Here is a 26,500-nt window from a genome sequence, read left to right as displayed (position 1 = left end):
GCCGGGGCGGCGGCCGGCGTCAACGGGCGCGGCGGAGGCGGGATCGGAGGCGGGACCGGAGGCGGAGGCGGGATCGGAGGTGGGACCGGAGGCGGAGGCGGGATCGGAGGCGGGCGGGGAAGCTGAGACGGCCATGCGGGAGCCTTCGCGTGACGGGGCGGATGTGACGGCCGGAGCGGACCGGGGGGAGGGAGCGGACTGACATCAGGGCGGGGCCGACGCCCTGGACGCCCAGGGCCAGGCCGAGGAGGACGAAGACGGCGCCGACGGTCGCGGTGCCGGCGGCCAGCGCGGCACCGGGGGCGGCGAACCGGCCCGCGACCAGCGCGCCCGCGCCGGTCGCCACGGCCGCCGCCAGCACCGGCCGGCCCAGGTCGCCCAGTACCCGCGGGATCCGGACCGGGACGCTGCGCGGGCCCATCCCGGCGAGGAGCAGGGCGGCGGTGACGGTGATCCCGGCGGCATTGGCGGCGGCGATGCCGCTCACGCCCCACGGGCCGACGGCCCGGGCGCCGACTCCCGCGGTGGCGGCGATGCCGACGGCCATCGCGCCGAAGGGGTACCAGGAGGCGCGGCCCGCCGAGAAGTAGGAGCGGGCCAGCGCGCCCACCACGGTCTGCCCGAGCAGCCCGAGGGCGTACACGCGCATGACGCCCGCGGTCGCCGCCGTGTCCGCCGCCGTGAACGCGCCGCGCTGAAAGAGCAGGTGGATGATCTGCGGGGCGCAGGCGACGACGGCGGCCGCGCCGAGCAGCACCAGGCAGGCCGCCAGCGCCACGTCCCGCTCGACCCGGTCGCGGGCCCGTTCGGTGTCGCCGTCGGCCAGCGCGCGGGCCACCACCGGGAAGGTGACCGTGCACAGCATCAGCGACAGCGTCATCGGGATCTGGGCGACCTTCTGCGCGTAGTTCAGGTGCGAGATGGCCCCGGAGGGGAGCCCGGAGGCCAGGAAGCGCTCGATGAGGACCTGGGACTGGCGGCACAGGCCGAACAGCAGGACGGTCGCGAACAGCGCGAGGGCGAGCGGGCGTGCCGGGTCCTCCTCCTTGGCGCGTGTCGGCCGCGTGCCGCCGTCCCGGCGCCGCAACTGGCGCAGCAGCGACGGCAACTGCGCCGCCACCATCAGGACACCGCCCGCCGCGACCCCGACCGCCGCCGAGCGCACCCCCCAGCGCCCGCCCAGCACGAACATCGCCGTGATGATGCCGGTGTTGTAGGCGACGTAGATCGCCGCCGGGGCCAGGAACCGCCGGTGCGCCCGCAGCGCCGCGCTGCAGTACCCGGCGAGCCCGAAGCTGACCACGCAGGTGGCGGTGAGGCGGGTGCAGTCCACCGCGAGGGCGTGGTCGGGCAGCCCCGGCGCCAGGGCCCGGACCAGCTGGGGCGCACAGACGATCACGAGCACGCCGACCGCGGCGAAGGCCGGCGCCAGCCGGGGCAGCGTCGAGGCGACCAGCGCGCGCACCGGGTCGCCCGGGGCGCCCCGCGCGCGGCGGGCCAGGGCCAGGCTGAACATCGGGACCAGCGCGAAGGCCAGCCCGTCCTCGATCAGCAGCGTCGCCGCGAACTCCGGCACCGTCCACGCCACCAGGAAGGCATCCGTCTCACTCCCGGCCCCGAACAGCCGCGCCAGCGCCTGGTCCCGGGCCAGCCCGAGCACCGACCCGGCGACCGAGAGCACGGCCGTGACGAGGGCGGCGCGGGCGAGGAAGCCCGCGGAGGACCGGCTTTCGGGGGATCGGCTGCCGGAGGATCGGCTTTCGGGGGATCGGCTCCCGGAGGACCGGCTCTCGGGGGATCGGCTCCCGGTGAGGGCTGCGGTGCTCTCGGGGGACCGGCTTCCGGCGGGGGCTGCCGTGCTCTCGGAAGCTGCGGTGTCCTCGGGGGCTGCGGTGCACTCGGCGGCCGCGGTGCTCTCGGGGGCTCCGGTGCCTTCGGCGGCCGCGGTGTCCTCGGCGGCCGCCGTGGTGTCCGCGTTCGGCGCGACGGTCCGGGCCGCCAGGACGGACGACGACGCCCGGTCCGCCGCCCCCGGCAGGCTCGTCCTCACCGCGCCGCTACCCCGTCCCCCGTACCGGACCCGAGCGCCCACCGGGCCGCCAGCCCGAAGCACACCGCCGTCAGCACGGTCGAGGGCCCGCCGATGTCGGCGTACGCGAAGTCGGTCAGCTGCCACACCAGCAGCCCGCAGGCGACCAGCGCGCAGTCCGGCCCGGCCCCCCGCTCCCGGCGTACGGCGCGCAGCCTGCGCAGGCCGAGCACGAGCAGCGCCAGCCAGCTCCCGGCGAGCGCGAGCAGCCCGATCAGGCCCTGCTCGGCCAGCACCAGCAGATACATGTTGTGCGGGGACAGCAGCGGCTGCCTGCGGTAGCCGGCGCCCGCCCCGTCGGTCTCGCTGCCCGAGGACAGCGCCAACGAGGCGTGCGAGTCACGGTGTTCGGGAAAGCCCTTCAGCCCCACCCCGGTCAGCGGACGCTCCCGCCACATGCCGGCCGCCGCCGCCCACATCGTGTACCGGTCGGTCACCGACTGGTCCGGGGCGTCGGTGACCTGCGTGATACTGCCCACCCGCTCCTGGAGCATCGCCGTACCGACCCCGAACCCGCCGACCAGCACCACCGCCGCCGCGACCACGGCCGCCCCCACCGCGAGCGCCCTGCGCACCCCGGCGAGCAGCAGCTGCGCCGCGCACGTCACCGCCGTCGCGATCCACGCCCCGCGGCTGAACGACAGGGCCAGCGGCAGCAGCAGGGCGAGCGCGCAGCCGGCGGCGAGCAGCCGGTGCCGTACCGGTGTCCGGCCCAGCGCGAGACCGACCGCGCAGACCACGCCGAGCGAGACCACGGTCGCCATCCCCATCACGTCCTGCGGCCCGAAGGTGCCCACGGCCCTGATCCGCTCGCCCTGGTAGGAGGCGCCGGTCCCGGTGACGTACTGGTGCACGCCGACCGCCCCCTGCCACACGGCCAGCGCGACCATGGACCGGGCGAGCAGCCGTACGTCGTCCTCGTCGCGGACCAGCAGCACCACGGCCGCGGGGACGAGGACGAAGACCTGGAGGTAGCGGCCGAGGCCGGTGAGCGCGGCCCCCGGCGAGGCGGCGCCCACGGCCGCGACGGCCAGGCCCAGCACGGGCAGGCCGAGCACCACGGCCGCCGTACGGGACAGGGGACGCCGCCGGTCGCGTACCAGCCGCACGACGCAGTACAGCACCACCAGCGCGGACACCGCGTCGGCCGGATGCGCGCCGCCCCCGTCGTCCGGCGCGAGGGGAAGGGCGAGCAGCGCGACGACCGCGACCACCGCCAGCACGGGAGGCAGCCGCCGCACGCTCCCGGTGGACCACAGGGGCAGGGCGTGGCCGCTCACCCCGCTCAGCTCCCCGTGGGACGCACGAGCGCGGCGGCGGTACGCAGCAGGATGCACACGTCCTGCCACAGCGACCAGTCGTCGATATAGGCGTTGTCGAAGCGGGCCCGGTCCTCGATGGAGGTGTCCCCGCGCAGCCCGTTGATCTGGGCCAGGCCGGTGATGCCGGCCTGCACCCGGTGGCGGGCGGCGTAACCGGGGTGGGCCCGGCTGAACTGCGCCACGAAGTACGGGCGTTCGGGGCGCGGGCCGACCAGGCTCATGTCGCCGCGGAAGACGTTCCACAGCTGGAGCAGCTCGTCGAGCGACGAGCGCCGCAGGAAGCGGCAGAACCACGGCATCCGCCGCTCGTCCGCCACGCTCCACCGGGTCGCCGACTCGTGCGCGTCGGCGGGGCGATGGGTGCGGAACTTCAACAGCGTGAACGGCCGGCCGTCCTTGCCTACGCGCTCCTGCCGGAACAGCACGCCGGGCCCGCTCAGCACCCTCAGCACCGTCGCACAGGCCAGCAACAGGGGGCTCAGCAGCAGCAACAGCGCCCCGGACACCGTCACGTCCAGCAGCCGCTTGCCGGCGCCGCCCGGCCGCCGAGGGCCCGGGTGCAGGGGGCGGCAGGCGAACCCGGCGATGCGGTGACGGCCGACGGGCGAGGGGGCCTGGGCGTGGGAGGGGGCGTCCGTGTCGACCTCCCACACCGTGCAGCCCGACTCGGCCAGCGCGCGCACCAGCGCCGTCTGCCGGGGCCGCAGGGCGGGGTACACGGCCAGGACGTCCCGTACGCCGTTCTGCACGACCGCCCGCCGCACCTCCTCGCCCGTGGACAGCACGGGCAGGCCCGAGGTGCCGCCCGGCTCGTCGGTGACGATCCCGACGGGGCGCACCCCGCAACGCGGGTGGCGCAGCAGCGCCGAGGCCACGCGCTGGGCGGTCGCGGCGGGCCCGACGACGAGGGCCGCGCCGGGGCGGTTCAGCAGCGCCGTACGGTGTCTGCGGTGCACGGCGCCCCGGCCCGCGCAGCCCGTCGCCGCGTGCAGCAGGAAGCCGAGAAGCAGGGTGCGCGCGGACAGCGCGTGCGGTGGGGCGTACGCCGCGACGAGCGCCGCCAGCGTCAGCCAGACCACCGCGATGCGGCCGCACAGGGCGGGCAGGTCGTCCAGCACGCCGGGCGGCCGCCGGGCCGGGTGCGGCCGCGGGCGCAGCAGCAGCGAGGCGGCGACCAGCAGGGCGGCGAGCAGGGGCTGGTGCGGGGTGCCGGTGAGGACCAGCGAGCCCGGCAGGGCCGCCGTGCCGTCCGCGAGAAGCAGCGGCAACGGGGAGTCCGGGCGCGGTGCGGTACGCCCGGCAGGCAGCCGGCGGCCCGCGGTGCCGTCGCGCTGCGGCAGCACCGATACGGGGGACGAGCCGAGGTCGCGCGACTGGCCGGCGGGGGAGGGGACGGTGCTTTCCGCGCTCACGGGTGGGTGGACTCCCTGTACTCGAGGGGCACGACGGCCGGCCGGTCCACGGCTGCGGGCCGGTCGCCGGGGAGGAGGGGCGCTGCGGTGGACGGTCCGTGCGGGAGAGACATGTCCGCGCCGGTGGGGCCGTCGTCGTGGACGGCGTGCGTTCCGGTCGTGCGTGCGGTGCCGAGGAGGTCGCCGTACACCGCCGCGACCGCCGCCGCGGTGTGCCGTACGTCGTGCGCGGACCGGACGTGCGCGCGGCCCCGGTGGCCGAGCGACGTGCGCAGCGGGGCGTCGCGCAGCAGCGCGGTCACGGCGTCGGCCAGCGCCGAGGGGTCCTCGGGCGGCACCAGACAGTGCGGTACGAGGGCCGGCGGCAGGCCCTCGCGGGCGCCGTCCACGTCGGTCACCACTACGGGCCGCCCACAGGCCATCGCCTCCAGCGGCGCCAGCGCCATGCCCTCCCAGCGCGACGGCAGCACGACCAGGTCGGCGGCCCGGTACCAGACTGCCGCGTCGGCGACGGCGCCCGCGAACAGCACGGACGCCGGGGCCCGCTCGGCGAGCCGGATGCGGTCCGGGCCGTCGCCGACGAGGACCAGCCGGGCGTGGGGCACCCGCGCGTGGACCGACTCCCAGGCGCTCAGCAGGACGTCCTGTCCCTTCTGCCGGCACAGCCGCCCCACGCAGACCACCAACGGGGCGTGCGGTGCGACGCCGTGCCGCAGCCGTACGCCGTGGACCGCGTCGACGTCCGCGTCGACCTCCGTGTCGTCGCGGGCGCCGGTGTGGAAGCGGTCGAGGTCGATGCCGTTCGGGATCACCGTCCAGGGCCCGCGGACCCCGGCCCGCACGCCCCGCAACCGCTCCGCCTCGCTCACGCACACCGTCCGGGCCGCCCACCGGGCCGCCCACCGCTCCCAGCCGAGCGCGAGGGCCGCGGGAGCCCCGCCGACCGCCTCGAACGACCAGGCGTGCGGCTGGAACACGGTCGGGATCCGGCCCCGTACGGCGAGCCGCCCCGCGAGACCGGCCTTCGCGCTGTGCGCGTGCACCACGTCGGGCCGTACGTCCGCCAGCACGCGGACGAGCCGCCGTACCTCCGGCAGCAGCGCCGGGCCCGGCGAGCGCGTCGCCGGCCAGTGCCGCACGTCGGCACCCAGCGAACGCAGCCGGTCGGCGAGAGGCCCGTCGGGACAGGCGACCGCGACGCGCAGCCCGGCGGCGAGCTGAGCCCGCGTCACATCCGTCACCACCCGGGCGACCCCGCCGTCCACCGGCTGGGTGATGTGCAGAACCCGCGGCCGTAAGCCGGTCGGTGGCAGGTGCATGCGCGTTTCCTCGCTTACGGAGCACGTCCCTCGGCCGGTGTCCCCCATGGTGCAAAAGGGGTGCGTCGGATGCGTCGAATGGTGTGGGACTCTAACCGCTATCCGTACTAATACGGCGAAACCGGGTAAGTGTGTTGGATTTGTGAACGCCGGTATTTCGCCGGATCACCCCTTTGGCGGCACAACTCACGCCCGTGCCACGCGTTGACACTGCGCCGGGCAGCCGCCCGGATGTGTGTGACAACCCCCAAGGAGCACTTCTCCATGTCGCGTATCGCGAAGGGCCTGGCCCTGACCTCCGTCGCCGCCGCCGCGGTGGCGGGCACCGCCGGTGTCGCCGCTGCCGACAGCGGCGCGCAGGCCGCCGCCGCCCACTCCCCGGGCGTCCTGTCCGGCAACGTGGTGCAGGTCCCGGTCCACATCCCGGTCAACGTCTGCGGTAACACCATCGACGTCATCGGCCTGCTGAACCCGGCGTTCGGCAACGAGTGCGAGAACGACTGACGTCGGCTCGCAACTCCTCCTGCCGGCCGTCCGTACCGCGGTTCTCCGCGAGCGGGCGGCCGGTTCGCGTTGCCGCACGGACGGCGGTGTGCTGCCCCGAATGGGGGTTCCGGACGCCGACACGGCGTACGGGACTTGACAGGCGTCTCACCAGGCAGGACGACGACAGTAAGAAAGGCGGGCGGTCAGGTCCGGTCACCGCTCGGTTGCAGAGGGCGAGGGGCGCTTCCACGGTGGGCACAAGATCCGACGCACCACCGAAAGGAACCCCTCATGCGTCTGCCCGCACGGCGAATCGCCGGCACCGCTCTCTGCGCCGGCCTGCTGATCGGCCTCTCCGGTCCGGCGGTGATGGCGGCCGATGGCGAATCGGTCCGGGAACGCACCCACGCGGCCTCCCACGCACCCCTCCCCGACGCGGACGAACTCCAGAGCCAGGTCGGCAGCCTGGCCGGCCTGGGCGGAGTGCTCACGCCGGTCACCGACATGCTCGGCGCCGTCCTGAAGGCCGACAACGGCCAACTCTCCGCCGCCGACGCGGACAAGCTCTCCACCGCCGTCAAGGACGCCCTCGCCAAGGCGGACGCGGCGGCCGCGGCGGGTACGGACACCGACGACGCGGCGACCACTCCCGGCACGAGCACCCCGGCGCAGCCGCCGGCCGTGACCGCGCCGGAGGCCGACACCCCGGTCACGCTGCCGGCACCCGTCACGGCGCCCGTCACGGCGCAGAGCGGTGACGGGACGGCGGCGGCGTCCGACCTGTCCGCCACCGCGCACGCCGCTCTTCAGAAGCAGGTCGACGCCCTGGTCAAGGCCACCACCTCCGGTACCGCCGAACAGGTGAGCCCGGCCGTCAAGGACGTGATGACGGGCATCGTCAACGTCGTCGCCGCCACGCTGGTCGGCAACGGCCTGCCCGCCGCGGACCTGGCCGGCCTGCCGGCGGTGCCGAGCGCGCCCGAGGCCACCACACCGGAGGCCGCCGCACCGGCGAACCCCTCCTGACGCCCACGGCGTTCCGGGCCGTCGCGCCATCCCCGCGGGGATGGCGCGACGGCCCGTTCTCCGTTTCGTCCCCCTGGTCTCGTCCTCCGGAGATCTCATATGTCTTCCGGAAGCGGGGTTTCCGCGCCCGGTGCAGGTCGTTACGCATGGCGTCAGCAATTGCTCCGGTGACTCCGGTGACACGGGTCGCCGAGGAAAGGAACACGATGAAGTCCCTCAAGGCCGTCGCTGTCGTCGCCGGGTCCCTGGCCGCCGTCGGATCCGCCGCCCCCGCGTTCGCCTACGACGCCGCCGACGCCGCCGCCCTCACGCCCACCAGCCTCAACGGCGCCGTGAACGCGCTGACCGCGGAGCCCATCGACGTCATGCCGCTGAAGCACCAGTCGGACGCGCTGAACACCGAGAACAAGGACTCCGTGCTGCACACCGTGAACGGCGCGGCCGGCGAGCTGAACTCCGCGAGCGGCCTGCTCGGCGGCCTCCCGCTGGGCGGCTGAGCCAAGTTCCACGCCGCCGGAACCCCGTCGTGTTCTCTCCGCGAGCCTTCCCGCATTCCTGAAAGGGACCGTGCCTGTCATGAAGTCGACCACCAGACGAACCCTGGCCGCCGTCGTCACCGGTGTGGCCGCCGCCGTGGGCGTAGCCGCGACCCCCGCCGCCGCGGCCGGCGCGATCCCCGTGCCGGTGCCGCTGGAGGGCGCGGAGACGGCCCTCGGCATGGAACTGCCCGAGGTGGCGGGCGAGCTGCCCGTGCCGACGGCCGGCGCGCCGGAGGGCCCGCGGTATGTCGAGGGCCGGCTGCTGCCGGAGCGGACACTGCCGCAGTTGCCGGTGCACGGCGGGCTGCCCGGCGCCGACCTGCGCCAGCCGCTGCCGCACGTCCTCGGCGACGACTTCGACCACGCCGCCCTCGACGCCCCCGCCGCCGAGCTGCGGACCCTGGCGCCGGGTCTGTCCCTGGACGCCCCGCTCACCGCGCCGAACCCCGACGCCCTCGGCCTGCCGGCCGCCAAGCTCCCGCAGGCCGGGCTGCTGGCCCCGGTGGTCCAGACGGTTCCGGTGGCCGACCTGGGCGTCGGACCGGGGCTGTAGCCCCTGCGGCGACCTCGCTCCTGGAGCGGCCGTGCTCCGAGTGGCCCTGCGGGCGGTGACCGCGGGGCCCGCCGTGCGGTTAGCGGTGCGGACCACCGGAACCGGACGAGGAGCGAGTCATGGTCATCGACACGAACACGAACACGAACGCGGGAGCGAGAGGCACGGAGCGGAAGCCGGAGCGGGAGTACGCGGCGGAGGGGGCGGCGAGAGGCGGGCCGGCGTTCGGAACGCGGCGGCAGCTGATGCGGGGGCTGCTCGCCCCGGCGGCCCTCGCCGTCGGCCTGGCGCCGCTGGTCGCCGCCTCCCGGCCCTCCGGGGCAGCCGAGACCGTCGCCCCCGACGCTGCCGCCACCGGCGGCGCGGCGGGGCACGCGCACCCCGAGCCGCACGCCGTCGAGCTCGTCGAGCCCGCCGGGAACGCCGCGTTCGACGAGACCTACCGCGGCCGGCGCATCCGTGGCATCCGCTCCGCCGCCGGACGGGCCGTCGGCGCCGGCACCTGGCACGTCACGGTGGACGGCCGGCCGCTGCACCTGATGCGCCGGGCCGACGGCAGCTGGCTGAGCATGGTCGACCACTACCGCTCCTACCCCACCCCGCTCGACGCGGCCCGCGGCGCCGTCGACGAACTCGGCCCCGGCGAGCAGCTGCGCGACACGCCGGCCACCGGCCACGACCAGCACTCCGGGGGGCACCATGGCGTACACGCGTAAGGACGTCAGCACGCTGACCCGCGCCGAGAAGCGGCGGTTCGTCAAGGCGCTGCTGGAGATCAAACGGCGCGGCGAGTACGACGAGTTCGTGCGCACCCACATCGAGTACTACGTCTCCGACGGCGAGGACGGGCTGCGTACGGCACACATGGCGCCGTCCTTCCTGCCCTGGCACCGCCGGTTCCTGCTGGACCTGGAGGAGGCGCTGCGCCGGGTCGACTCGTCGGTCACGGTGCCGTACTGGGACTGGACGAAGAACCGCGGCGCCGCCTCCACGCCCTGGACCGCCGACCTCCTGGGCGGCACCGGGCGGCGCTCCGACCACCGGGTCACCACCGGGCCGTTCGCCCACGCCGGGGGCGACTGGACCCTGAAGGTGAACGTCACCGACACGGAGTACCTCACCCGGGACCTCGGACGCGCGGGCGACCCCATCGACCTGCCCTCCAAGAGCGACCTGGAGTGGGCACTGGACGACCCGAAGTACGACGTCTCACCGTACGACTCCACGGTCCGCAAGGGGTTCCGCAACAAGCTGGAGGGGTGGGGGACCGGGCGCGGCAGCGTCTCCTGGCGCAACCACAACCGCGTGCACCGCTGGGTCGGCGGGGCGATGGTCGGCGGCGCCTCGGTCAACGACCCGGTGTTCTGGCTGCACCACGCCTTCATCGACCTGCAGTGGTCCCGCTGGCAGGCCCGTCACCGCGGCGCCCGCTACCTGCCCGCCGAGCCGCCCGGCCGGGGCAGCGCGCAGCGCGGGCGGATCGTCGCACGGCACGAGAAGCTGCCGCCGTGGGACGTGACGCCGGACGAACTGGAGGACGTCGGCGGGATCTACCGGTACGCCTGAGCCGGGTCCGGCGCGTCCGGTCAGGGCCGGTACGTCCGAGCAGAGCCGGTACATCCGAGCGGAGCCGGTAGGTCCGAGCGGAGCCGGCTCGGGTACGGGAAGAGCCCCGGCTGGGAAGGCCGGGGCTCTTCTCGGGTGCCTGGGGGACTCAGCCGCCGTAGCCGCCGCTCTTGTCGCCGTCGTCGTCGCCGTTTTCGCAGGCGTTGCCGAAGGCCGGGTTCAGCAGGCCGATCACGTCGATGGTGTTGCCGCACAGGTTGACCGGCACGTGCACCGGCACCTGGACGACGTTGCCGGACAGGACGCCGGGCGAGCCGACGGCCGCGCCCTCCGCGCCCGCGTCCGCCATGGCCAGGCCGGTGCCGCTGAGCACCACGGCACCGGCGCCGAGGGCGACGCCTGCGGCCTTCGCGATGCGAGACATCACGTTCTCCTTCTGACTCGGGGAGCGCGACGGCAGGACGCGCCGCCGCACTGCCGGTTCAACGCACCCGGTCGCGGCGGGTCACGGGGGGAATGTGCGGATCACCCTTTTTGGAGGGGAGGGCGGAGGGCCGAAAACCGTTGCCGTGCGCCGTGCCGTGTCCACTAGCCTCCCGGCATGCCAAACGACCGATCCGACTCGTCCATCGAGTCACCGGAGCCGTCCGCAGCGTCCGCCCCGACCGCACCGTCCGTGGCGTCCGCACCGTCCGTGGCGTCCGCACCGTCTGTGGCGTCCGCACTGGCCGCGCTGCCCGGTCTGTTCGCCGAAGAGAGCCGGGTGCGGGCCTTCGCGGCCGTGGCGCTGGGCGCGGGCGACGCCACGCGGGTGGCCCGGACGGCAGGCCTCTCCGCGAAGGAGACGGCCGGCGCGCTGCGCCGGCTGCGGGAACAGGGCGTGGTGACGTCCGGGCACGACGGTGAGCTCGTCGTCGCCCATGACCGCTTCCGGGAGCTGGCCCGCGCCGGCCGCCCGGTGGCGGAGGCGGCCGGGGAGCAGGGGGAGGGCGAGGACGACCGGGTCGGCATGATCGTGCGGACCTTCGTCAGGGACGGCCGGCTGGTCCGCCTCCCCGCGCGCTGGACGCGCAAGAAGGTGGTGCTGCGGCACATCGCCGAGCAGACCTTCGCCCCCGGCGTGGAGTACCCGGAGCGCACCGTCGACGGGAAGCTGCGGGCGTGGTGCGAGGACGGCGAGGTCGACCATGTGACGCTCCGGCGCCATCTGGTGGACTTCGGTCACCTGCGTCGGAGCGACGGAATCTACTCGCGCCCGGCGGACTCCACCCGTGCGGGCACCGCCTGAGCGCCCTTACGCCGAGGGCGGGGGCACGGGCAGACGGCGTACGGGGGAGCCGGCGAGGTATGCCTGGATCGCCTCGACGGCCTGGCCGTAGTACGTGGCGTAGTTGGCGCGCGAGACATACCCGAGGTGGGGTGTCGCGAGCAGGCGCGGGGCGGTGCGCATCGGATGGCCGGCGGGCAGTGGCTCGGTGTCGAAGACGTCCACGCCCGCACCCGCGATGCGGCCCTCGTGCAGCACCGCGAGCAGGGCCTCCTGGTCGACGACGGCCGCGCGCGAGGTGTTGATCAGATAGGCGGTCGGCTTGAGCAGGGCCAGTTCGGCGGGGCCGAGCAGGCCGCGGGTGCGGTCGCCCAGCGCCAGGTGGACGGAGACGAAGTCGGCGGTCCGCAGGAGCTCCTCCTTGGAGGGGGCGAGTTCGACGCCGACCTCCTCGGCGCGTTCCCGGGTGAGGTTCTGGCTCCAGGCGCTCACCCGCATGCCGAAGGCGAGGCCGACCTGCGCCACCCGGCCGCCGATCTTGCCCAGGCCCAGCAGCCCGAGCCGGCGGCCGTGCAGGTCGGCGCCCACCGTCCGCTGCCAGGGACCGCCCTCGCGCAGTCCGACGCCCTCCTCGACGATGCCGCGGGCCAGGCCGAGCAGCAGGGCCCAGGTCAGCTCGACGGGCGGGGTCGAGGACGAGGCCGTACCGCAGACGGTGACGCCGTGCGCGTCGGCGGCGGCGTAGTCGATCACGCTGTTGCGCATGCCCGAGGCGACGATCAGCTTCAGCCGGGGCAGCCGGGCGATCAGTGACCCGGGGAAGGACACGCGTTCGCGCAGCGTGACCACGATGTCGATGTCGGCGAGCGCCGCGGCGAGCGCGTCCTCGTCGGTGAAATGGGTGTCGAAGGACACGACGTCCACGGCGTCGGCGATCGGGGACCAGTCGGCGATCTCGGTCGCCACCTGCTGGAAGTCGTCCAGCACCGCGCAGCGCAGTCGCACGTCGTCCGGTCCCTCCCGCCAAACGGGCAGTGGCGCCCCCGGCAGGACTCGAACCTGCGGCCAAGCGCTTAGAAGGCGCCTGCTCTATCCACTGAGCTACGGGGGCCTGGTGTGGTGGCCTCGGTCGTGGTGCCCTGGTGTGGGCCGGTCCGTGACGTCGCCGGGGACAAGGATAGGGCTCCCGGCTCCATGTCCCTCATGCCTCGCCTCCGTGGCTCGATGTGGAGGTTCGGTGAAGCGGTCCTGATAATCGCAGGCAGGTACGAATCGTGCATCGCTTTTGGCGTCTCGCGCATCGGGTGTTGTCCACTCGTTATGCCTGGACTGTCCTCACGTCCCAGTAGTCCCTTCCGCCCGAAGTGTCCGCTCGGCGCGCAGACATGCTCATATGCTTCAGAATTCCCCTAAAATTGGGCATTCTTCACATGTGGTGACCTTGGACGTACGGCCTCAGTTGCTCGACGCACTCTCCGCCCTGCGCGACCGTGTCGCGGCCGCACGCTTCCCGCTGCCCCTGGCGGGGGCCCCACGCGCGCGTGCCAACCGCGACGAGCTGCTCGCCCAGCTCGACGACTACCTGGTGCCCCGCCTGAAAGAGCCCGAGGCGCCCTTGCTGGCCGTGGTGGGCGGATCCACCGGCGCCGGTAAGTCGACCCTGGTGAACTCCCTGGTGGGGCGCCGGGTCAGCGAGGCGGGTGTGCTGCGGCCCACGACCCGCACGCCGGTCCTGGTGTGCCACCCGGAGGACCACCACTGGTTCAGCGGCATGCGGGTGCTGCCCGACCTCACGCGCGTGTGGGTGCCCCACCGGGAGGACCCGGACGACGACCTGCTGCTGCCCGGCGAGAACCCCGCGCGCGTGCTGCGTGTCGAGACCGCCGACACCCTGCCGCCCGGCGTCGCCCTCCTGGACGCGCCCGACATCGACTCCCTCGTCGCCGACAACCGCGTCCTGGCGGCCGAACTGCTCTGTGCCGCCGACATCTGGGTGATGGTCACCACGGCCGCCCGCTACGCCGACGCGGTGCCCTGGCATCTGCTGCGCACCGCCAAGGAGTACGACGCCACCCTGGTCACCGTGCTCGACCGGGTGCCCCACCAGGTGGTGTCCGAGGTGTCGCGGCAGTACGGGGCCCTGCTCACCAAGGCCGGGCTAGGCGACGTCCCCCGCTTCACCGTCCCCGAACTGCCCGAGTCGGCCTGGGGCGGCGGCCTGCTGCCGGCCAGCGCCGTGGCGCCGCTGCGCTCCTGGCTCGTCCACCGGGCCCAGGAACTCGACGCCCGGCACCACGCCATGGCCCGTACGGCGCACGGCATCCTGGACTCGCTCAAGTCCCGGATGCCCGAACTGGCCGGTGCCACCGCCGCGCAGTACGCGGCCGCGCTGCGGCTCACCGCCGCCGTCGACGGCGCCTACGACGGGGAGCACGCGCGCGTGCGGGGGCGGTTGCAGGCGGGCGCCGTACTCGCCGGGGACGCGCTGAAGCGCTGGCGGGCCTTCCCCCTCGACTGCTCCCCCGAGGAACTCCTCGACTCTCTGGTGGAGAGCCTCAGCGCCCTGCTGCTGTGCGCCGTCACCGCCGCCGACGAACGCGTGGACGGGGCCTGGCGGCACGAACCGGCTGCGGGCGCCCCCGAACTCGCGGCGCGTACCCCCGTGCCGGAGAGCGCCGAGCACCGCATCGGGCTGGCCGTACGGCGGTGGCGCCGGGAGCTGGAGGAGTACGCCGAGGAGGAGGTGCGCGAGCTGGACCGGAACCTGGCACCGGACCCCGGGGTGGTGGCCGGCCTGGTCGCCACCGTGCTGCTGGGCGGCCGGCGCGCACGCGTCGCCGGGGAGCGGCTCGCCGAGCGGATCGGCGCCCACGGCGCGCTGCGGCTGCGCGACCGGGGCGGGCGGCTGCTGGACGAACACGTCGACCGGGTCATGCACGTCGAGCGCGAGCGCAGGCTGGCGCCGCTCGACGGTCTCGAGGTGCACCCCGAGCCGCAGGCCGAACTCATCGCCGCGCTGTCCGTACTGCAGAAGGAGAGGTGACCGGTGACCGCCGTCACTGACCAGGACCCCACCGAGCACACCGACCACACGACGACGACGAAGGAGGAGGCGGCGGCAGTGCGTGCGGGCGGCGCCGGCGATCCGGGCCGGTGGGACGGCCGGAGTCCGGAGCGGCCCGCCGAGAAGGAGGCCGCCGCCGGCCGTGAGCGCCCCGACCGGGACGACGTGTCCCCCGCGCGCGTGAAGGACGACGCCGGGGGGTCCCGCCGCGCGGACCGTGCCGAGGGTGCGGCCGGGGGTTCGTCAGGCGGATCGTCAGGCGGTTCGTCAGGCGGTTCGTCAGGCGGTTCGTCCGGCGGTTTTGACGGTGGTGCGGCCGGTGGGAAGTCAGGTGCTGCTGCCGGGGGTACGTCCGGTGGTGCGGCCGGTTCCGGGGACGGGGAGGGCGCCTGGGGCGACGGGCTGATCGCGCGGCGGGTGGACGAGAACGGCACGGCGGAGCAGTACGCCGTCCTGCCGAGCCGGCCCGCCTCCTCCTCGGCCGCCCTGATGCCGCTCGCCTACGACGGGCAGCTCAGGTCACGGCTGGACGCGCTGCGCGAACTGGTGGGGCTCTCCCGGACCCGGCTCGACAGCGGGACCCTGGCCGAGGCGGGCCGGGTCCTCGACGAGGCCGCCGCGCGGCGCAGGCTCTCCGGACAGCACACCGTCGTCGCCATCGCGGGCGCGACCGGCAGCGGCAAGTCGCAGCTGTTCAACACCCTCGCCGGGGTGACGATCTCCGAGACGGGCGTCCGCCGGCCGACCACCGCCGCGCCCATCGCGTGCAGTTGGAGCGACGGCGCGGCCAGCCTCCTGGACCGGCTCGGCATCCCCGGCCGGCTGCGCCGCCGCCCGCTCCAGCACCCCGACGCCGAGTCGCCGCTGCGCGGGCTGGTCCTCATCGACCTGCCCGACCACGACTCGGCGGCGGTGCAGCACCGCGAGCAGGTGGACCGCATTCTGGCGCTGGTCGACGCCGTCATCTGGGTCGTCGACCCGGAGAAGTACGCCGACGCCGTGCTCCACGAGCGCTATCTGCGGCCGATGGCGGGCCACGCGGAGGTCACCTTCGTCGTCCTCAACCAGGTCGACCGGCTCCCCGGCGAGGCCGCCGAGCAGGTCCTCGACGACCTGCGGCGCCTGCTCGACGAGGACGGCATCGCGCTGGGCGAGTACGGCGAACCCGGCGCGACCGTGCTCGCCCTGTCCGCGCTCACCGGGGAGGGCATCGGCGAACTGCGCGAGACACTGGGCCAGTTCGTCGCCGAGCGGCAGGCCCCCGCCCGCCGCATCGCGGCCGACGTGGACGCCGCGGCCCGGCACCTGCGCCCCGTGTACGTCACCGGGCGGCGGACCGGGCTCAGCGAGGAGGCGCGGGAGGAGTTCGCGGGCCGGCTCGCGGACGCGGTGGGCGCCACCGCGGCGGGCGAGGCGGCCGAACGCGCCTGGCTGCGCAACGCCAACCGCGCATGCGGGACGCCCTGGCTGCGACTGTGGCGCTGGCACCACGACCGGCGCGAACCCGCCACGGGACGGCTGTCGCCGCGCGCCCAGGCGGACGAGGAGGCCACGGCCCGTCAGCGCGTGGAGCAGGCGGTGCGTACGGTGTCGGAACGGGCGTCGGCGGGACTGCCGGCGCCCTGGGCACAGGCGATGCGCGAGGCGGCCGTCCGCGGCGCCCAGGGGCTGCCCGAGGCCCTCGACGAGCTGGCGGTGCGCACGGGACTGCCGCCGGGGCGCCCGCCGCGGCCCGGGTGGTGGCCGGTGGCGGTCCTCGCCCAGGCGTCCATGACGCTGCTCCAGGTGGTGGGCGGCCTGTGGCTGCTGGCCCAGATCATCGGCTTCGTGCCGCCGAACCTGGGCGTGCCGGTGCTGCTGATGGTGGCCGGCATCGTCGGCGGCCCCCTCATCGAGTGGAGCTGCCGCCTGGCGGCACGTGGACCCGCCAGGCGCTACGGCCACGAGGCGGAACGCCTGTTGCGGGAGGCGGCCGCGGGATGCGGCCGGGCCAGGGTGCTGGATCCGCTGGCGGCGGAACTGCTGCGGTACCGCGAGGTGCGGGAACAGTACGGGCGGGTGACGGGAGTGGGGGCCGCGGCGAGGTAGGGGGCGCGGTGAGGTAGGGGGCGCGGCGAGGTGGCGGGCTGAGGTCCGGCGCGGGGCGCTGGTGCGTGTGCGCGGGGGCGTGTGGTCCCGCGTCGCGGTGTCCATCCACCCGCACGGGTGGCGGAGTTCTCCACAGGTGGACGGCCGATCCACAGCCCCCGGCGGGCGCGGCCGGACGCGGGCACTCTGGCTTCGCGGCGATCGCGACGGACGCGGTCGCCACGGCCGCCGTACGGGAGGGGCCCGTACGGGAGGGAGGACTCGCGATGAACGAGACGATGATCTGCGCCGTGGGCAACGTGGCAACCCAGCCGGTCTTCCGGGACCTGGCGAACGGACCGTCGGCGCGCTTCCGGCTCGCCGTCACCGCGCGCTACTGGGACCGCGACAAGAGCGCCTGGACCGACGGCCACACCAACTTCTTCACGGTGTGGGCCAACCGGCAGCTCGCCACCAACGCCTCGGCGTCGCTGGCGGTGGGCGACCCCGTCGTCGTCCAGGGCCGGTTGAAGGTGCGCACGGACGTGCGCGACGGACAGAGCCGGACCTCGGCCGACATCGACGCGGTGGCGATCGGCCACGACCTGGCGCGCGGCACGGCGGCGTTCCGGCGCACCGGCAGGGCGGAGACATCGGTCTCGCCACCGCAGCCGGAGCCCAACTGGGAGACCCCGGCGGCGGAGCCGGCCGGCCAGGCCCACGAACAGCGACCGGAGCCCGTAGCGGTGGCATGAAACCGGGGGTCTGCCGGAACCGCCCGGAGTACGGCTTATCGGCGCATGTGCCCGGACGAGCGCGGGTGGATTTGTCGATAAGCCCTGCTCACAGGCACTCCCGGCGATAACGATTCCGAGTCGGATCACCGTGCGGACGAACATCAACGGCAAGCGCGGTCCGTCACGTCCTTAGGATGCCGAACGAGCCCTGTGGGGCTGCTGATTCTGCTGGTGGGACCGTGCCCCCCACGCCAACGGGTCCTGCTCGAAGGGGAATTTGGTGTTTTCTTCGCTCACTGTGCCGTCTCTGCCCGGTCGAGGGGCGGCGCGCCTCGCCGCCGCGGCGCTGGTGTCCGCGCTCGCCGTCGCCGGTGTGGTGAACGGTGCCGCTCCGGCCGCCGCCGCCCAGGACGGGTCGCGGGGTCAGGGCGGGGCGACGGCCACCATAGGAGGCCTCAAGACGCACGGCACCGCCGTCATCCACGGGGACGACGGCGACCAGGAGGTGCCGGCCGGCCTGTTCGAGATGTCCGTCGAGGGCGGCGGCATGCTCCAGACGTACTGCGTCGACATCCAGAACCCGACGCAGAAGGACGCCAAGTACCAGGAAACGCCCTGGAGCGGGACGTCGCTGGGCACCAACAAGGACGCCGGCCGCGTCCGTTGGATCCTGCAGAACAGCTACCCGCAGGTCAACGACCTCGCCGCGCTCGCGAAGAAGGCGGACGTCCGCGCGCTCACCGAAGAGGAGGCGGCGGTCGGTACGCAGGTCGCCATCTGGCGTTACTCGGACGACACGGACGTCGAGGCCGTCGACCCGCAGGCCGAGCGGCTCGCCGACTACCTGGAGAAGCACGCCCGCGCCCTCGCGGAGCCCGAGGCGTCCCTCACCCTGGACCCGCCCGCCGTCTCCGGCCACCCCGGTGAGCGGCTCGGCCCGGTGACCGTCCACACCAACGCCGACGGCGCGACGGTGACACCCCCGGTGGCCGCCACCGCCACCGCCGACGACGCGGTCCGCGTCGTCGACAAGAAGGGCATACCCGTCACCGAGGTCACCGACGGCAGCCAGATCTTCTTCGACGTCCCCGAGGACGCCGAGCCAGGCACCGCCGAGCTGTCCGTCCAGGCGTCGACCACCGTGCCGGTCGGCCGCGCCTTCGCCTCCGAGAGCCGCAGCCAGACCCAGATCCTGGCCGGCTCCAGCGAGTCCACGGTCGCCGCGACGGCGACCGCCACCTGGGCCGCCGGCGGCGCGATACCCGCCCTGTCCGCCGAGAAGGACTGTGCCGAGGGTGCCCTGGACATCACCGCACTCAACAAGGGCGACGAGCCCTTCACCTTCGAACTCCTGGACGCCGAGTACACCATCGCGCCGGGTGAGACCCGCACGGTGCCGGTCCCGCTCCCGGAGGACCGCGCCTACGACTTCACCATCCGCGGCCCGGCCGGCTTCGCACAGCGCTTCACCGGCGTCCTCGACTGCCGCACCCGGAGCGCCGCCCTGACCGACACCACCCACCCCCTCAGCGAACCGGCCCCCACCACGCCCGTCACCACCCCCACCCCGGATCCCAACCTCGCCGAAACCGGCAGCTCGAACGCGACCCCCCTCATCGGCGGCGCGGCCATCGGCCTGGTCGTCATCGGCGGCGCGGTCCTGCTGCTCCTGCGCGGGAAGCAGGAGAGCTGACCCGGCCCTCCTCAACCGCCGACGGCACCAGGCGCGGACGCGGACCGAATTCCCGAGGCGCTACTCACCCCCGCGTGACGGCACCGAGCCATCCCGCGAGGGCACAGAAGTCAGCGCCTTCGAGTCCCTTGGCCGGGTCGACCTGACGAAGCAGTGACGGCCCGGGGTGGCCGGCGGCGATCCACTGGCGGTCCATGGCGTTGATCTCGTCGTCGACCCAGACGAAGGGGCGGCCGTGGGCCCACTCGACCAGGGGGCGCGTCTTCCAGTGCAGGCCACGCGGCCCTTCCTCGGCGCTGTGCTCCGGCCAGTCCAGCACGGGCAGCCTCGGTAGTCCGATGCGTGGGGCGACGACCTCGTTCGCCTCCTCCATCCACGTCGTCGCCCATACGAGATCGCAGCCCAACGCCATGAGCCGCGCCCCGATTCCGGGGTCGAGTCGGGCCAGCAGTGGATTTCCGTGATCGGCGGGTGTCGAGGCGCCGGTCGGTGATCCGAACGGGATCAGTGGGCCGTCGACGTCGAGGAAGAGGAGGGGGCGCTCCGGAGCGCTGGTCATGGCGGCACCCTAGCCCGGTGCGAGAAATGCCTGGTCAGAAGCGCCGGGCGGAACGCGTTTCCGCGCAGGGGTGGCGGTGCGGCAAGATGGGGTGTATCTGCCCACTGCCTGATCAAGCTGCCGGACGGTTTCTCTTGGCTGAGTACATTTACACCATGCGCAAGGCGCGCAAGGCGCACGGCGACAAGGTGATCCTTGATGACGTCACCCTGAGCTTCCTGCCCGGCGCGAAGATCGGTGTGGTCGGACCGAACGGCGCCGGTAAGTCGACCGTTCTGAAGATCATGGCGGGGCTTGAGCAGCCGTCGAACGGGGATGCCTTCCTGGCTCCCGGTTACACGGTCGGCATCCTGCTCCAGGAGCCCCCGCTGAACGAGGAGAAGACCGTCCTGGAGAACGTCCAGGAGGGTGTCTCCGAGGTCAAGGGCAAGCTCGACCGGTTCAACGAGATCGCCGAGCAGATGGCGACGGACTACTCGGACGCGCTGCTCGAGGAGATGGGCAAGCTTCAGGAGGAGCTCGACCACGCCAACGCCTGGGACCTCGACGCCCAGCTGGAGCAGGCGATGGACGCGCTGGGCTGCCCGCCCGGTGACTCGGCCGTCGCCAACCTCTCCGGTGGCGAGAAGCGCCGCGTGGCGCTGTGCAAGCTGCTGCTCGAGGCGCCCGACCTGCTGCTGCTCGACGAGCCCACCAACCACCTCGACGCCGAGTCGGTGAACTGGCTGGAGCAGCACCTCGCCAAGTACGAGGGCACCGTCGTGGCCGTCACCCACGACCGGTACTTCCTGGACAACGTCGCCGGCTGGATCTGCGAGGTCGACCGCGGCCGGCTGCACGGCTACGAGGGCAACTACTCCAAGTACCTGGAGACCAAGGCCACCCGCCTCAAGGTCGAGGGTGCCAAGGACGCCAAGCGGCAGAAGCGCCTCAAGGACGAGCTGGACTGGGTGCGCTCCAACGCCAAGGGACGGCAGGCCAAATCCAAGGCCCGCCTCGCGCGGTACGAGGAGATGGCCGCCGAGGCCGACAAGATGCGGAAGCTGGACTTCGAGGAGATCCAGATCCCGCCGGGGCCGCGGCTCGGCAGCGTCGTCGTCGAGGTGAACAACCTGAGCAAGGCCTTCGGAGAGAAGGTCCTCATCGACGACCTCTCCTTCACGCTGCCGCGCAACGGGATCGTCGGGGTCATCGGGCCCAACGGCGCCGGCAAGACGACGCTCTTCAAGATGATCCAGGGCTTCGAGGAGCCGGACGCCGGCAGCATCAAGGTCGGCGACACCGTCAAGATCTCCTACGTCGACCAGAGCCGAGAGAACATCGACCCCAAGAAGTCGCTGTGGGCTGTCGTCTCCGACGAGCTGGACTACATCAATGTCGGGCAGGTCGAGATGCCCTCGCGGGCGTACGTCTCCGCCTTCGGGTTCAAGGGGCCGGACCAGCAGAAGGCGGCCGGCGTGCTCTCCGGCGGTGAGCGCAACCGGCTGAACCTCGCGCTCACCCTCAAGCAGGGCGGCAACCTGCTGCTCCTCGACGAGCCGACCAACGACCTCGACGTCGAGACCCTCTCCAGCCTCGAGAACGCGCTGCTCGAGTTCCCCGGCTGCGCCGTGGTCGTCTCCCACGACCGGTGGTTCCTCGACCGGGTCGCCACGCACATCCTCGCCTACGAGGGCGAGTCCAAGTGGTTCTGGTTCGAGGGCAACTTCGAGTCGTACGAGAAGAACAAGGTCGAGCGGCTGGGCGCGGACGCCGCCCGTCCGCACCGCGCCACCTACAAGAAGCTGACCCGGGGCTGATCTTGCGGCACATCTACCGCTGCCCACTGCGCTGGGCGGACATGGACGCGTACGGCCACGTCAACAACGTGGTCTTCCTCCGCTATCTGGAGGAGGCCCGTATCGACTTCCTGTTCCGCCCGGAGAAGGACTTCAAGCAGGGGTCCGTGGTGGCACGCCATGAGATCGACTACAAGCGGCAGCTCGTCCACCGGCACCACCCGGTCGACGTCGAGCTGTGGGTCACGCAGATCAGGGCCGCCTCCTTCACCCTCACCTACGAGGTCAAGGACGGGGACGAGATCTACGTCCGCGCCTCCACGGTGATCGTGCCGTTCGACTTCGAGGCACAGCGGCCCCGGCGGCTCACCGCCGAGGAGCGGGAGTTCCTCGAGGAGTACACGGACGCCAAGGAGGAGGCCGTCGCCGCATGACGGTGCTCCACCTGGCCGACGAGGGGGAGGCCGCGGATCTCGCGGCCTTCCTCTCCCGCCTGCTCCACTACGACCGTTCGGCCGCCGTGCGCCTCCAGGCGGCCGGCACGGCCCTCGCCGTCTTCGGACGGCCGCCCTCCTTCGAGGTGCTGGCCGTGCGCGCGGCACGGCTCGCCAAGCCGTACGAGAACGGGCTCGACGTCACGCTGGACGTGACCGTCTCCGCCGGGGAACTGCTGGAGACGGTGGACGAGCGGGCGGCCGTCGCCCGTGTTCCCGGTGCGGTGACGGGGCCGCCGTGGGCCGGGGTGCTGCCCCCGCGCGGCGGCTGGCGGGCCGAGCCGGGGCTGCCCGCGCCGGACGCCCTGCGCGCGCTGGTCTCCGCCGCGGTCGCCGAGTTCCGTACGCGTACGGGGGAGCTGGCACCCGAGGCCCGTACCCGCGCCGAACTCGACCGGATCGGGGGGGAGATTTGGTCCCGGACGGTCGGGGACATCGGGTTGCCGGTGCGGGCCGTGCACGCGGCCCAGTCGCTCGGGTTCCTGCGGCCGCCCGGAGCGTCGGGCTCCCGCGAGGACGCGCCGAAGCTCTTCTCCTCGGGCTCGTGGCTGCGGCTGCGCACGCCCTACGGGTCCGTCGCGCTGCGGCGGGCGGGCACCGGGGCCCTGGGCATCAGCGTGCGCTGAGCCCCCGGGGCTTGCCGCGTCCCCGGCTGAAGCCCCCGGGCTTCCCGGCGTCCCCGGCTGCTCAGTGGTGGGTGTCGCTGTCGTCCGGGCGTACGGCGATGTGGTCGCTCTCCAGTTCCAGGGCGACGCGGTCGCGCATGCCGAGGGCCGCGGTGTAGTCGGCGGGCAGCTGGAGCCGGCCGGCGCGGTCGAGCATGGCGTACTCGCGGGCGACCACCGTCTCGTGGCCGGTCTCGGCGTCCACCTCGCTGCGGCGCAGGACCTCCGTGGAGGTGCGGCCGTCGCGGATGGCGACCGTGCGGCGGACCTCGCCGGCCACCGCCTGGTCGTGGGTGACGATGACGATGGTGGTGCCCAGCTGTTCGTTCGCGGTGCGGAAGGCGGCGAAGATCTGTTCCGCGGTGTGGGAGTCCAGTTCGCCCGTCGGCTCGTCGGCCAGCAGGACCGAGGGGTCGCCGGCGAGGGCCACGGCGATGGCGACCCGCTGCTGCTGCCCGCCGGACAGCTGCTGCGGGCGGCGGTCGCGGCAGTCGGCGAGGTCCATCAGGTCCAGGAGTTCCAGCGCACGTTCGGTGCGCGCCGCCCGGCGTCCGCCGGTGCCGGCCAACTGCATGGGCAGGGCCACGTTCTGCGCGGCCGTCAGGTAAGGCATGAGATTCCGGGACGTCTGCTGCCACACGAAGCCGACCACCGTGCGGCGGTAGGCCAGGCGGTCCTTCGCCGTCATCGCGAGCAGGTCGCGCCCCGCGACCCGGGCCGCCCCCGCGGTCGGCGTGTCCAGGCCGGCCAGGATGTTCATCAGCGTGGACTTGCCGCTGCCCGAGGCACCGACCAGGGCCATCAGCTCACCCTCACGGACCAGCAGGTCGAGTCCCTGAAGGGCCTGCACCTCCACCCCGTCCGCGCTGAAGATCCGGACCAGGCGGTCGCAGGTGATCAGGGCGTCGTGGCCGTAGGCGGGCCGGTCCCGGGACGCGGTGGCGCGGTCGGCCAGGTCGGCGAGGGTGGGGTTGGTCGTCATCGGGGTCTCCTCCGTGTCTTCCTCCGCGGTCTCCTCCGTGTCTCCGTCCGCGGTCTCCTCCGTGTCTTCCTCCGCGGTCTCCTCCGTGTCTTCGTCCGCGGACTCCGCTCCGTCCCGTACGCCGGAGCGGCTCCGCGCGGTCCGGCCGCCGTCGTCGCCGTTCATCGCGCGTCGCCCGCCCGGAGTTCCGCCACCGCCCCGCGTCTGCCCGACCACCACGCCTGGAGTGCCGCCACTCCCACCGCGAGCACCAGCACCGCCACCGCGGGGACGGCCAGCGACCACGGGTCGGTGCGCAGTTCGGCGCTGCCCACCGGGGACGCCGTCGACAGGGCGATGGTCGTCAGGTCGATGCCGGGGGAGAGCAGCCGGACCGCCGCCCAGCCGGTCAGGATGCCGCCCAGCGCGGCGGGCAGGGCCTGGGGGAGGGACTCCAGGACGAGCAGGCGGCGGCCCTGGGCGCGGGTGAGGCCCATGGTGCGCAGCCGGGCGAGGAGCGCGGCGCGTTCGGGCGCGGTGCTCGCGAGGGACAGCAGCAGGGCCAGGGCGGCGAAGCCGGCGGCGGCGGCCACGGCGGCCGTGTAGATGTGCTCCGCGCCGGACTGCAGCGGTGAGTCCACGTACTTGCCGCGCTCCACGGACCGCAGGTGGACGGTGCCGGCGCCGTCCGCCGCCCGGCGCAGCGCACCCGCGTTCAGGTCGTCGCCGGTCAGCAGCAGTACGTTCGGCCGCGCGGCCCCGCCGGACAGCCCGGCCCGGTCCACGACGAGGAAGTCGTCGCCGGGCACGCCCGGGGTGTGGTCGCGGACCAGCACGATCCGCAGCGTGGCGACGCTGCCGTCGGCCAGGCGCAGCGGGAACGCCCCGCCGCCGAACCGTTCGGCGACCGTGGGGGAGGCCAACGCCGGCAGTACGGCGTCCTCGGAGCCGCCCTCGGCGCCGTCCGGCCGCGTCAGCTTCCCCCCGGGGAACGCGCCGAGGCCCGTCCGCTGTGCCAGCCCCGCGTACGCATCGGGGTCCACGCCCGCGAGGGGCAGCGACTGGCGGCCGTCCAGTGTCCTGGCCTGGTAGTCGACGCCGACCTCGGTGACCTCCCGCACCCCGGACGCCCGCCCGAGACGGTCGGGCAGGCCGGAGGGCAGCGCGTCGGACGCCTCCACCCGGGCGTCGGCGCCGACGGCGAGCAGCGCCGCCCGGTCGCGGGCGTCGGTCACGCCGCTCAGGACCGAGCCGCCGAACGCCGCCACGGTGAACGCGGTCAGCAGCGCGAGCAGGGGCAGCACGGCGGAGGCGGAGGTGCGGCCGGCCCGGGCCAGCGCGAGCGGGCCGACGGCGCCGCGCAGCCGCCGGGCCGGCCGGGCAAGGCCGCGCAGCGGCAGTGGGTACAGGCGCACCAGCACCAGCGCGGCGATCACTCCGATCAGTACCGGCGCCACCGCCACCAGATCGCCGGCACCCTCCGTCGCCCCGCGCCGGCGCAGCATCTCCACGGCGCCGAGGGCCAGGACCACGACCGTCAGTTCGGCGACCGTACGGCGCCGGGAGGCACGCGCCGACGCCACGTCGCGCCGGCCGTCGTGGATCCGTACGGAGCGGTGCGCGGCGGCGGCCCGCAGCGGCAGCGCGAGGCAGGCCACGGCGGTGACCGCGGCGGCCGCCCAGAGCGCCGGGAGCAGTCGGGCGCCGGGCAGCGCGAGCAGGGCCACGCCGAGGCCGAGCGCGCCCGCGGGCACGGCCACGACCGCCGTCTCGGCCAGCAGCCGCCCCGCCAGGCCCCGCACCGAGGCGCCGCGCGCCCGCAGCAGGGCCAGCTCGGCGCGGCGCCGGTCGGTGGCCAGGCCGCCCGCCATCAGCAGGACGACGGCGGCGACCGTGCCCGCGCCCGACGCGGCGACGACGACCAGCGGACCGACGTCGCCGCGGAGTTGCCCGTACGAGGTGAAGACGTCGTCGAGGCCCGTCGTGACCTCCGTCAGGGGGTCGATCGTCGAGTGCAGCTGCTCCAGGCCGGGACCGGACTCCAGGGAGGCCACGGCGGAGGCGAGTTTGTCGAGGTCGCGGCTGTGCACCGAGTCCGGGTCGGGTGCCAGGTGCCAGTAGCGGCCCACCCGCGCCGTGCCGAGCAGCGCGGGGCCCGCCTCGGGGGCGAGCAGCAGGCCGCCGACCCAGTAGGTGGGGCTGGGGGCGCCGGGCGGACCCGGCGTGCGCCGCAGGGAGGGGGTGCGCAGCACGGAGTCGACGGACCAGTAGGCGCTGTCGGGCCGCTCCGGCGTGACGATGCCGGTGACGCGGACGGTGAGGTCGCGCTGTCCCGGCACGTGGACGACCGAGCCCACCTTCATGTGCAGCGTGCGGGCCGTCTCCTCGGTCACCGCGGCCTCCACCTCGGCGGTCGAGATGGTCGCCCGCCCGCCGGGGACCTCGGGCAGCCGGCCGGAACGCACCCGGGTGTGGTCGGCGAGACCCTGCTGGGCCGCGAGGGCCATCTCCGCGGGGAGCCCGTCGGGCCGGGGCAGCCACTTCTCCGGTGAGGGCAGGCTCTCGGTGACGCGGACGCCGTAGGACGACTGCTTCTCGTCGATGACGAGCGGGCGTTCGACGATGCCGAGGACGGACCGGTAGCCGCCGGCGAGGCTCTTGGGCCGGACGCTGTCCTCGGCCTCCGCCACGCTTCCCCCGAGGGTGGGAGCGGAGTCCACCAGCACGCTTCTCTCGTCGGCCGCGGCCCGGTCGACGGCCTGGCGCAGACCGGCGTCCGTGTACCGGTCCAGCGCGCGGGGGAACGCGGCGGCCAGGCACGCGGTCAGCGCCACCAGCACCGCCAGCGCGAGGGCGGCGCCGGGGGCGGCCCGCAGCCGGGTGCGTACCCACGGGGCGGTCAC

Annotated in this window: 23 protein-coding genes and 1 tRNA gene; 14 read left to right on the top strand and 10 right to left on the bottom strand. The window is 74.3% G+C overall.

Annotated elements, in window-relative coordinates; translation table 11 throughout:
• Positions 1 to 19 precede the first annotated feature (19 nt).
• The 4 genes from murJ to ACGH7X_RS13825 are packed head-to-tail and all read right to left on the bottom strand — an operon-like array spanning position 20 to position 6,142.
• On the bottom strand, positions 20 to 2,050 hold the full coding sequence (gene murJ, locus ACGH7X_RS13840; protein ID WP_399885135.1) for a murein biosynthesis integral membrane protein MurJ: 2,031 nt from the start codon (positions 2,048 to 2,050) through the stop codon (positions 20 to 22).
• Positions 2,047 to 3,369 carry an O-antigen ligase family protein gene (locus ACGH7X_RS13835; RefSeq protein ID WP_399885133.1) on the bottom strand — a complete coding sequence of 441 codons (1,323 nt, stop codon included), beginning with the start codon at positions 3,367 to 3,369 and terminating at the stop codon, positions 2,047 to 2,049. Before ACGH7X_RS13835 ends, murJ begins: the two co-directional genes overlap by 4 nt.
• A gap of 5 nt (positions 3,370 to 3,374) precedes the next feature.
• A complete protein-coding gene (locus ACGH7X_RS13830; RefSeq protein ID WP_399885131.1) occupies positions 3,375 to 4,823 on the bottom strand; it encodes a sugar transferase in 1,449 nt (482 codons plus the stop codon).
• Positions 4,820 to 6,142, bottom strand: a complete 1,323-nt coding sequence (locus ACGH7X_RS13825) for a glycosyltransferase (RefSeq protein WP_399885129.1) — start codon at positions 6,140 to 6,142, stop codon at positions 4,820 to 4,822. Before ACGH7X_RS13825 ends, ACGH7X_RS13830 begins: the two co-directional genes overlap by 4 nt.
• A gap of 264 nt (positions 6,143 to 6,406) precedes the next feature.
• Between ACGH7X_RS13825 and chpG the strand changes: the two genes are divergently transcribed.
• From chpG to ACGH7X_RS13795, 6 genes are all read left to right on the top strand, one after another.
• Complete coding sequence (gene chpG, locus ACGH7X_RS13820; RefSeq protein ID WP_007449696.1) at positions 6,407 to 6,646, top strand: chaplin ChpG; 240 nt, start codon at positions 6,407 to 6,409, stop codon at positions 6,644 to 6,646.
• A gap of 273 nt (positions 6,647 to 6,919) precedes the next feature.
• Positions 6,920 to 7,654, top strand: a complete 735-nt coding sequence (locus ACGH7X_RS13815) for a hypothetical protein (RefSeq protein WP_399885127.1) — start codon at positions 6,920 to 6,922, stop codon at positions 7,652 to 7,654.
• 206 nt (positions 7,655 to 7,860) lie between these two features.
• Entirely contained in the window at positions 7,861 to 8,151 is a 291-nt protein-coding gene (locus ACGH7X_RS13810; protein WP_399885125.1) for a hypothetical protein, read from the top strand.
• Positions 8,152 to 8,230: 79 nt separating this feature from the next.
• Positions 8,231 to 8,746, top strand: a complete 516-nt coding sequence (locus tag ACGH7X_RS13805; protein ID WP_399885123.1) for a hypothetical protein — start codon at positions 8,231 to 8,233, stop codon at positions 8,744 to 8,746.
• Positions 8,747 to 8,865: 119 nt separating this feature from the next.
• Entirely contained in the window at positions 8,866 to 9,462 is a 597-nt protein-coding gene (locus tag ACGH7X_RS13800) for a tyrosinase family oxidase copper chaperone (RefSeq protein WP_399885121.1), read from the top strand.
• Positions 9,446 to 10,312: a tyrosinase family protein gene (locus ACGH7X_RS13795; RefSeq protein WP_399885119.1), complete on the top strand. Its 867-nt coding sequence runs from the start codon at positions 9,446 to 9,448 to the stop codon at positions 10,310 to 10,312. Before ACGH7X_RS13800 ends, ACGH7X_RS13795 begins: the two co-directional genes overlap by 17 nt.
• Before the next feature lie 148 nt (positions 10,313 to 10,460).
• Here ACGH7X_RS13795 and chpF read toward each other — a convergent pair whose 3' ends face one another.
• Entirely contained in the window at positions 10,461 to 10,736 is a 276-nt protein-coding gene (gene chpF, locus ACGH7X_RS13790; protein ID WP_399885117.1) for a chaplin ChpF, read from the bottom strand.
• A 288-nt stretch (positions 10,737 to 11,024) separates the two neighbouring features.
• Here chpF and ACGH7X_RS13785 point away from each other — a divergent pair, with 288 nt between their 5' ends.
• Positions 11,025 to 11,600, top strand: coding sequence for a DUF2087 domain-containing protein (locus ACGH7X_RS13785; RefSeq protein WP_399897002.1), 576 nt, complete (start codon positions 11,025 to 11,027; stop codon positions 11,598 to 11,600).
• A 6-nt stretch (positions 11,601 to 11,606) separates the two neighbouring features.
• Here the strand turns inward: ACGH7X_RS13785 and ACGH7X_RS13780 are convergent, their stop codons facing one another.
• Both ACGH7X_RS13780 and ACGH7X_RS13775 read right to left on the bottom strand, forming a co-directional pair.
• Positions 11,607 to 12,584, bottom strand: coding sequence for a D-2-hydroxyacid dehydrogenase family protein (locus ACGH7X_RS13780; RefSeq protein ID WP_399885115.1), 978 nt, complete (start codon positions 12,582 to 12,584; stop codon positions 11,607 to 11,609).
• Positions 12,585 to 12,614: 30 nt separating this feature from the next.
• Positions 12,615 to 12,690: transfer RNA gene (locus ACGH7X_RS13775), tRNA-Arg, on the bottom strand.
• 321 nt (positions 12,691 to 13,011) lie between these two features.
• Here ACGH7X_RS13775 and ACGH7X_RS13770 point away from each other — a divergent pair.
• The 4 genes from ACGH7X_RS13770 to ACGH7X_RS13755 all read left to right on the top strand — a co-directional run bounded on the left by ACGH7X_RS13770 (position 13,012) and on the right by ACGH7X_RS13755 (position 19,140).
• The gene (locus ACGH7X_RS13770) at positions 13,012 to 14,622 is read left to right on the top strand and encodes a dynamin family protein (protein WP_399885113.1); all 1,611 of its coding nucleotides are present in this window, start codon (positions 13,012 to 13,014) and stop codon (positions 14,620 to 14,622) included.
• 3 nt (positions 14,623 to 14,625) lie between these two features.
• Entirely contained in the window at positions 14,626 to 16,731 is a 2,106-nt protein-coding gene (locus tag ACGH7X_RS13765; RefSeq protein ID WP_399885111.1) for a GTPase, read from the top strand.
• A 266-nt stretch (positions 16,732 to 16,997) separates the two neighbouring features.
• On the top strand, positions 16,998 to 17,465 hold the full coding sequence (locus ACGH7X_RS13760) for a single-stranded DNA-binding protein (RefSeq protein WP_399885109.1): 468 nt from the start codon (positions 16,998 to 17,000) through the stop codon (positions 17,463 to 17,465).
• A gap of 262 nt (positions 17,466 to 17,727) precedes the next feature.
• Positions 17,728 to 19,140 carry a Cys-Gln thioester bond-forming surface protein gene (locus tag ACGH7X_RS13755; protein WP_399885107.1) on the top strand — a complete coding sequence of 471 codons (1,413 nt, stop codon included), beginning with the start codon at positions 17,728 to 17,730 and terminating at the stop codon, positions 19,138 to 19,140.
• 64 nt (positions 19,141 to 19,204) lie between these two features.
• Here the strand turns inward: ACGH7X_RS13755 and ACGH7X_RS13750 are convergent, their stop codons facing one another.
• Complete coding sequence (locus tag ACGH7X_RS13750) at positions 19,205 to 19,699, bottom strand: HAD domain-containing protein (RefSeq protein WP_399885105.1); 495 nt, start codon at positions 19,697 to 19,699, stop codon at positions 19,205 to 19,207.
• Positions 19,700 to 19,833: 134 nt separating this feature from the next.
• Here ACGH7X_RS13750 and ettA point away from each other — a divergent pair, with 134 nt between their 5' ends.
• Genes ettA through ACGH7X_RS13735 form a run of 3 tightly spaced genes read left to right on the top strand, consistent with a single transcriptional unit; the run spans position 19,834 to position 22,597 of the window.
• A complete protein-coding gene (gene ettA, locus ACGH7X_RS13745; RefSeq protein ID WP_399885103.1) occupies positions 19,834 to 21,498 on the top strand; it encodes an energy-dependent translational throttle protein EttA in 1,665 nt (554 codons plus the stop codon).
• 2 nt (positions 21,499 to 21,500) lie between these two features.
• Positions 21,501 to 21,911, top strand: a complete 411-nt coding sequence (locus ACGH7X_RS13740; RefSeq protein WP_399885101.1) for an acyl-CoA thioesterase — start codon at positions 21,501 to 21,503, stop codon at positions 21,909 to 21,911.
• Positions 21,908 to 22,597 (top strand): hypothetical protein, encoded by a 690-nt coding sequence (locus tag ACGH7X_RS13735; RefSeq protein ID WP_399885099.1) that lies wholly within the window; start codon positions 21,908 to 21,910, stop codon positions 22,595 to 22,597. The genes ACGH7X_RS13740 and ACGH7X_RS13735 overlap by 4 nt, the downstream gene beginning before the upstream one ends.
• Before the next feature lie 61 nt (positions 22,598 to 22,658).
• Here the strand turns inward: ACGH7X_RS13735 and ACGH7X_RS13730 are convergent, their stop codons facing one another.
• Together ACGH7X_RS13730 and ACGH7X_RS13725 are read right to left on the bottom strand one after the other, a co-directional pair.
• On the bottom strand, positions 22,659 to 23,618 hold the full coding sequence (locus tag ACGH7X_RS13730) for an ABC transporter ATP-binding protein (RefSeq protein WP_399896999.1): 960 nt from the start codon (positions 23,616 to 23,618) through the stop codon (positions 22,659 to 22,661).
• 161 nt (positions 23,619 to 23,779) lie between these two features.
• Positions 23,780 to 26,500, bottom strand: a complete 2,721-nt coding sequence (locus ACGH7X_RS13725; protein ID WP_399885097.1) for an FtsX-like permease family protein — start codon at positions 26,498 to 26,500, stop codon at positions 23,780 to 23,782.

It is taken from the genome of Streptomyces sp. BBFR51, from assembly GCF_044591655.1.
Lineage (GTDB): Bacteria > Actinomycetota > Actinomycetes > Streptomycetales > Streptomycetaceae > Streptomyces.
The sequence above is the reverse complement of the archived record's forward strand: the minus strand, read 5'-3'. Positions and strand labels throughout refer to the sequence as shown.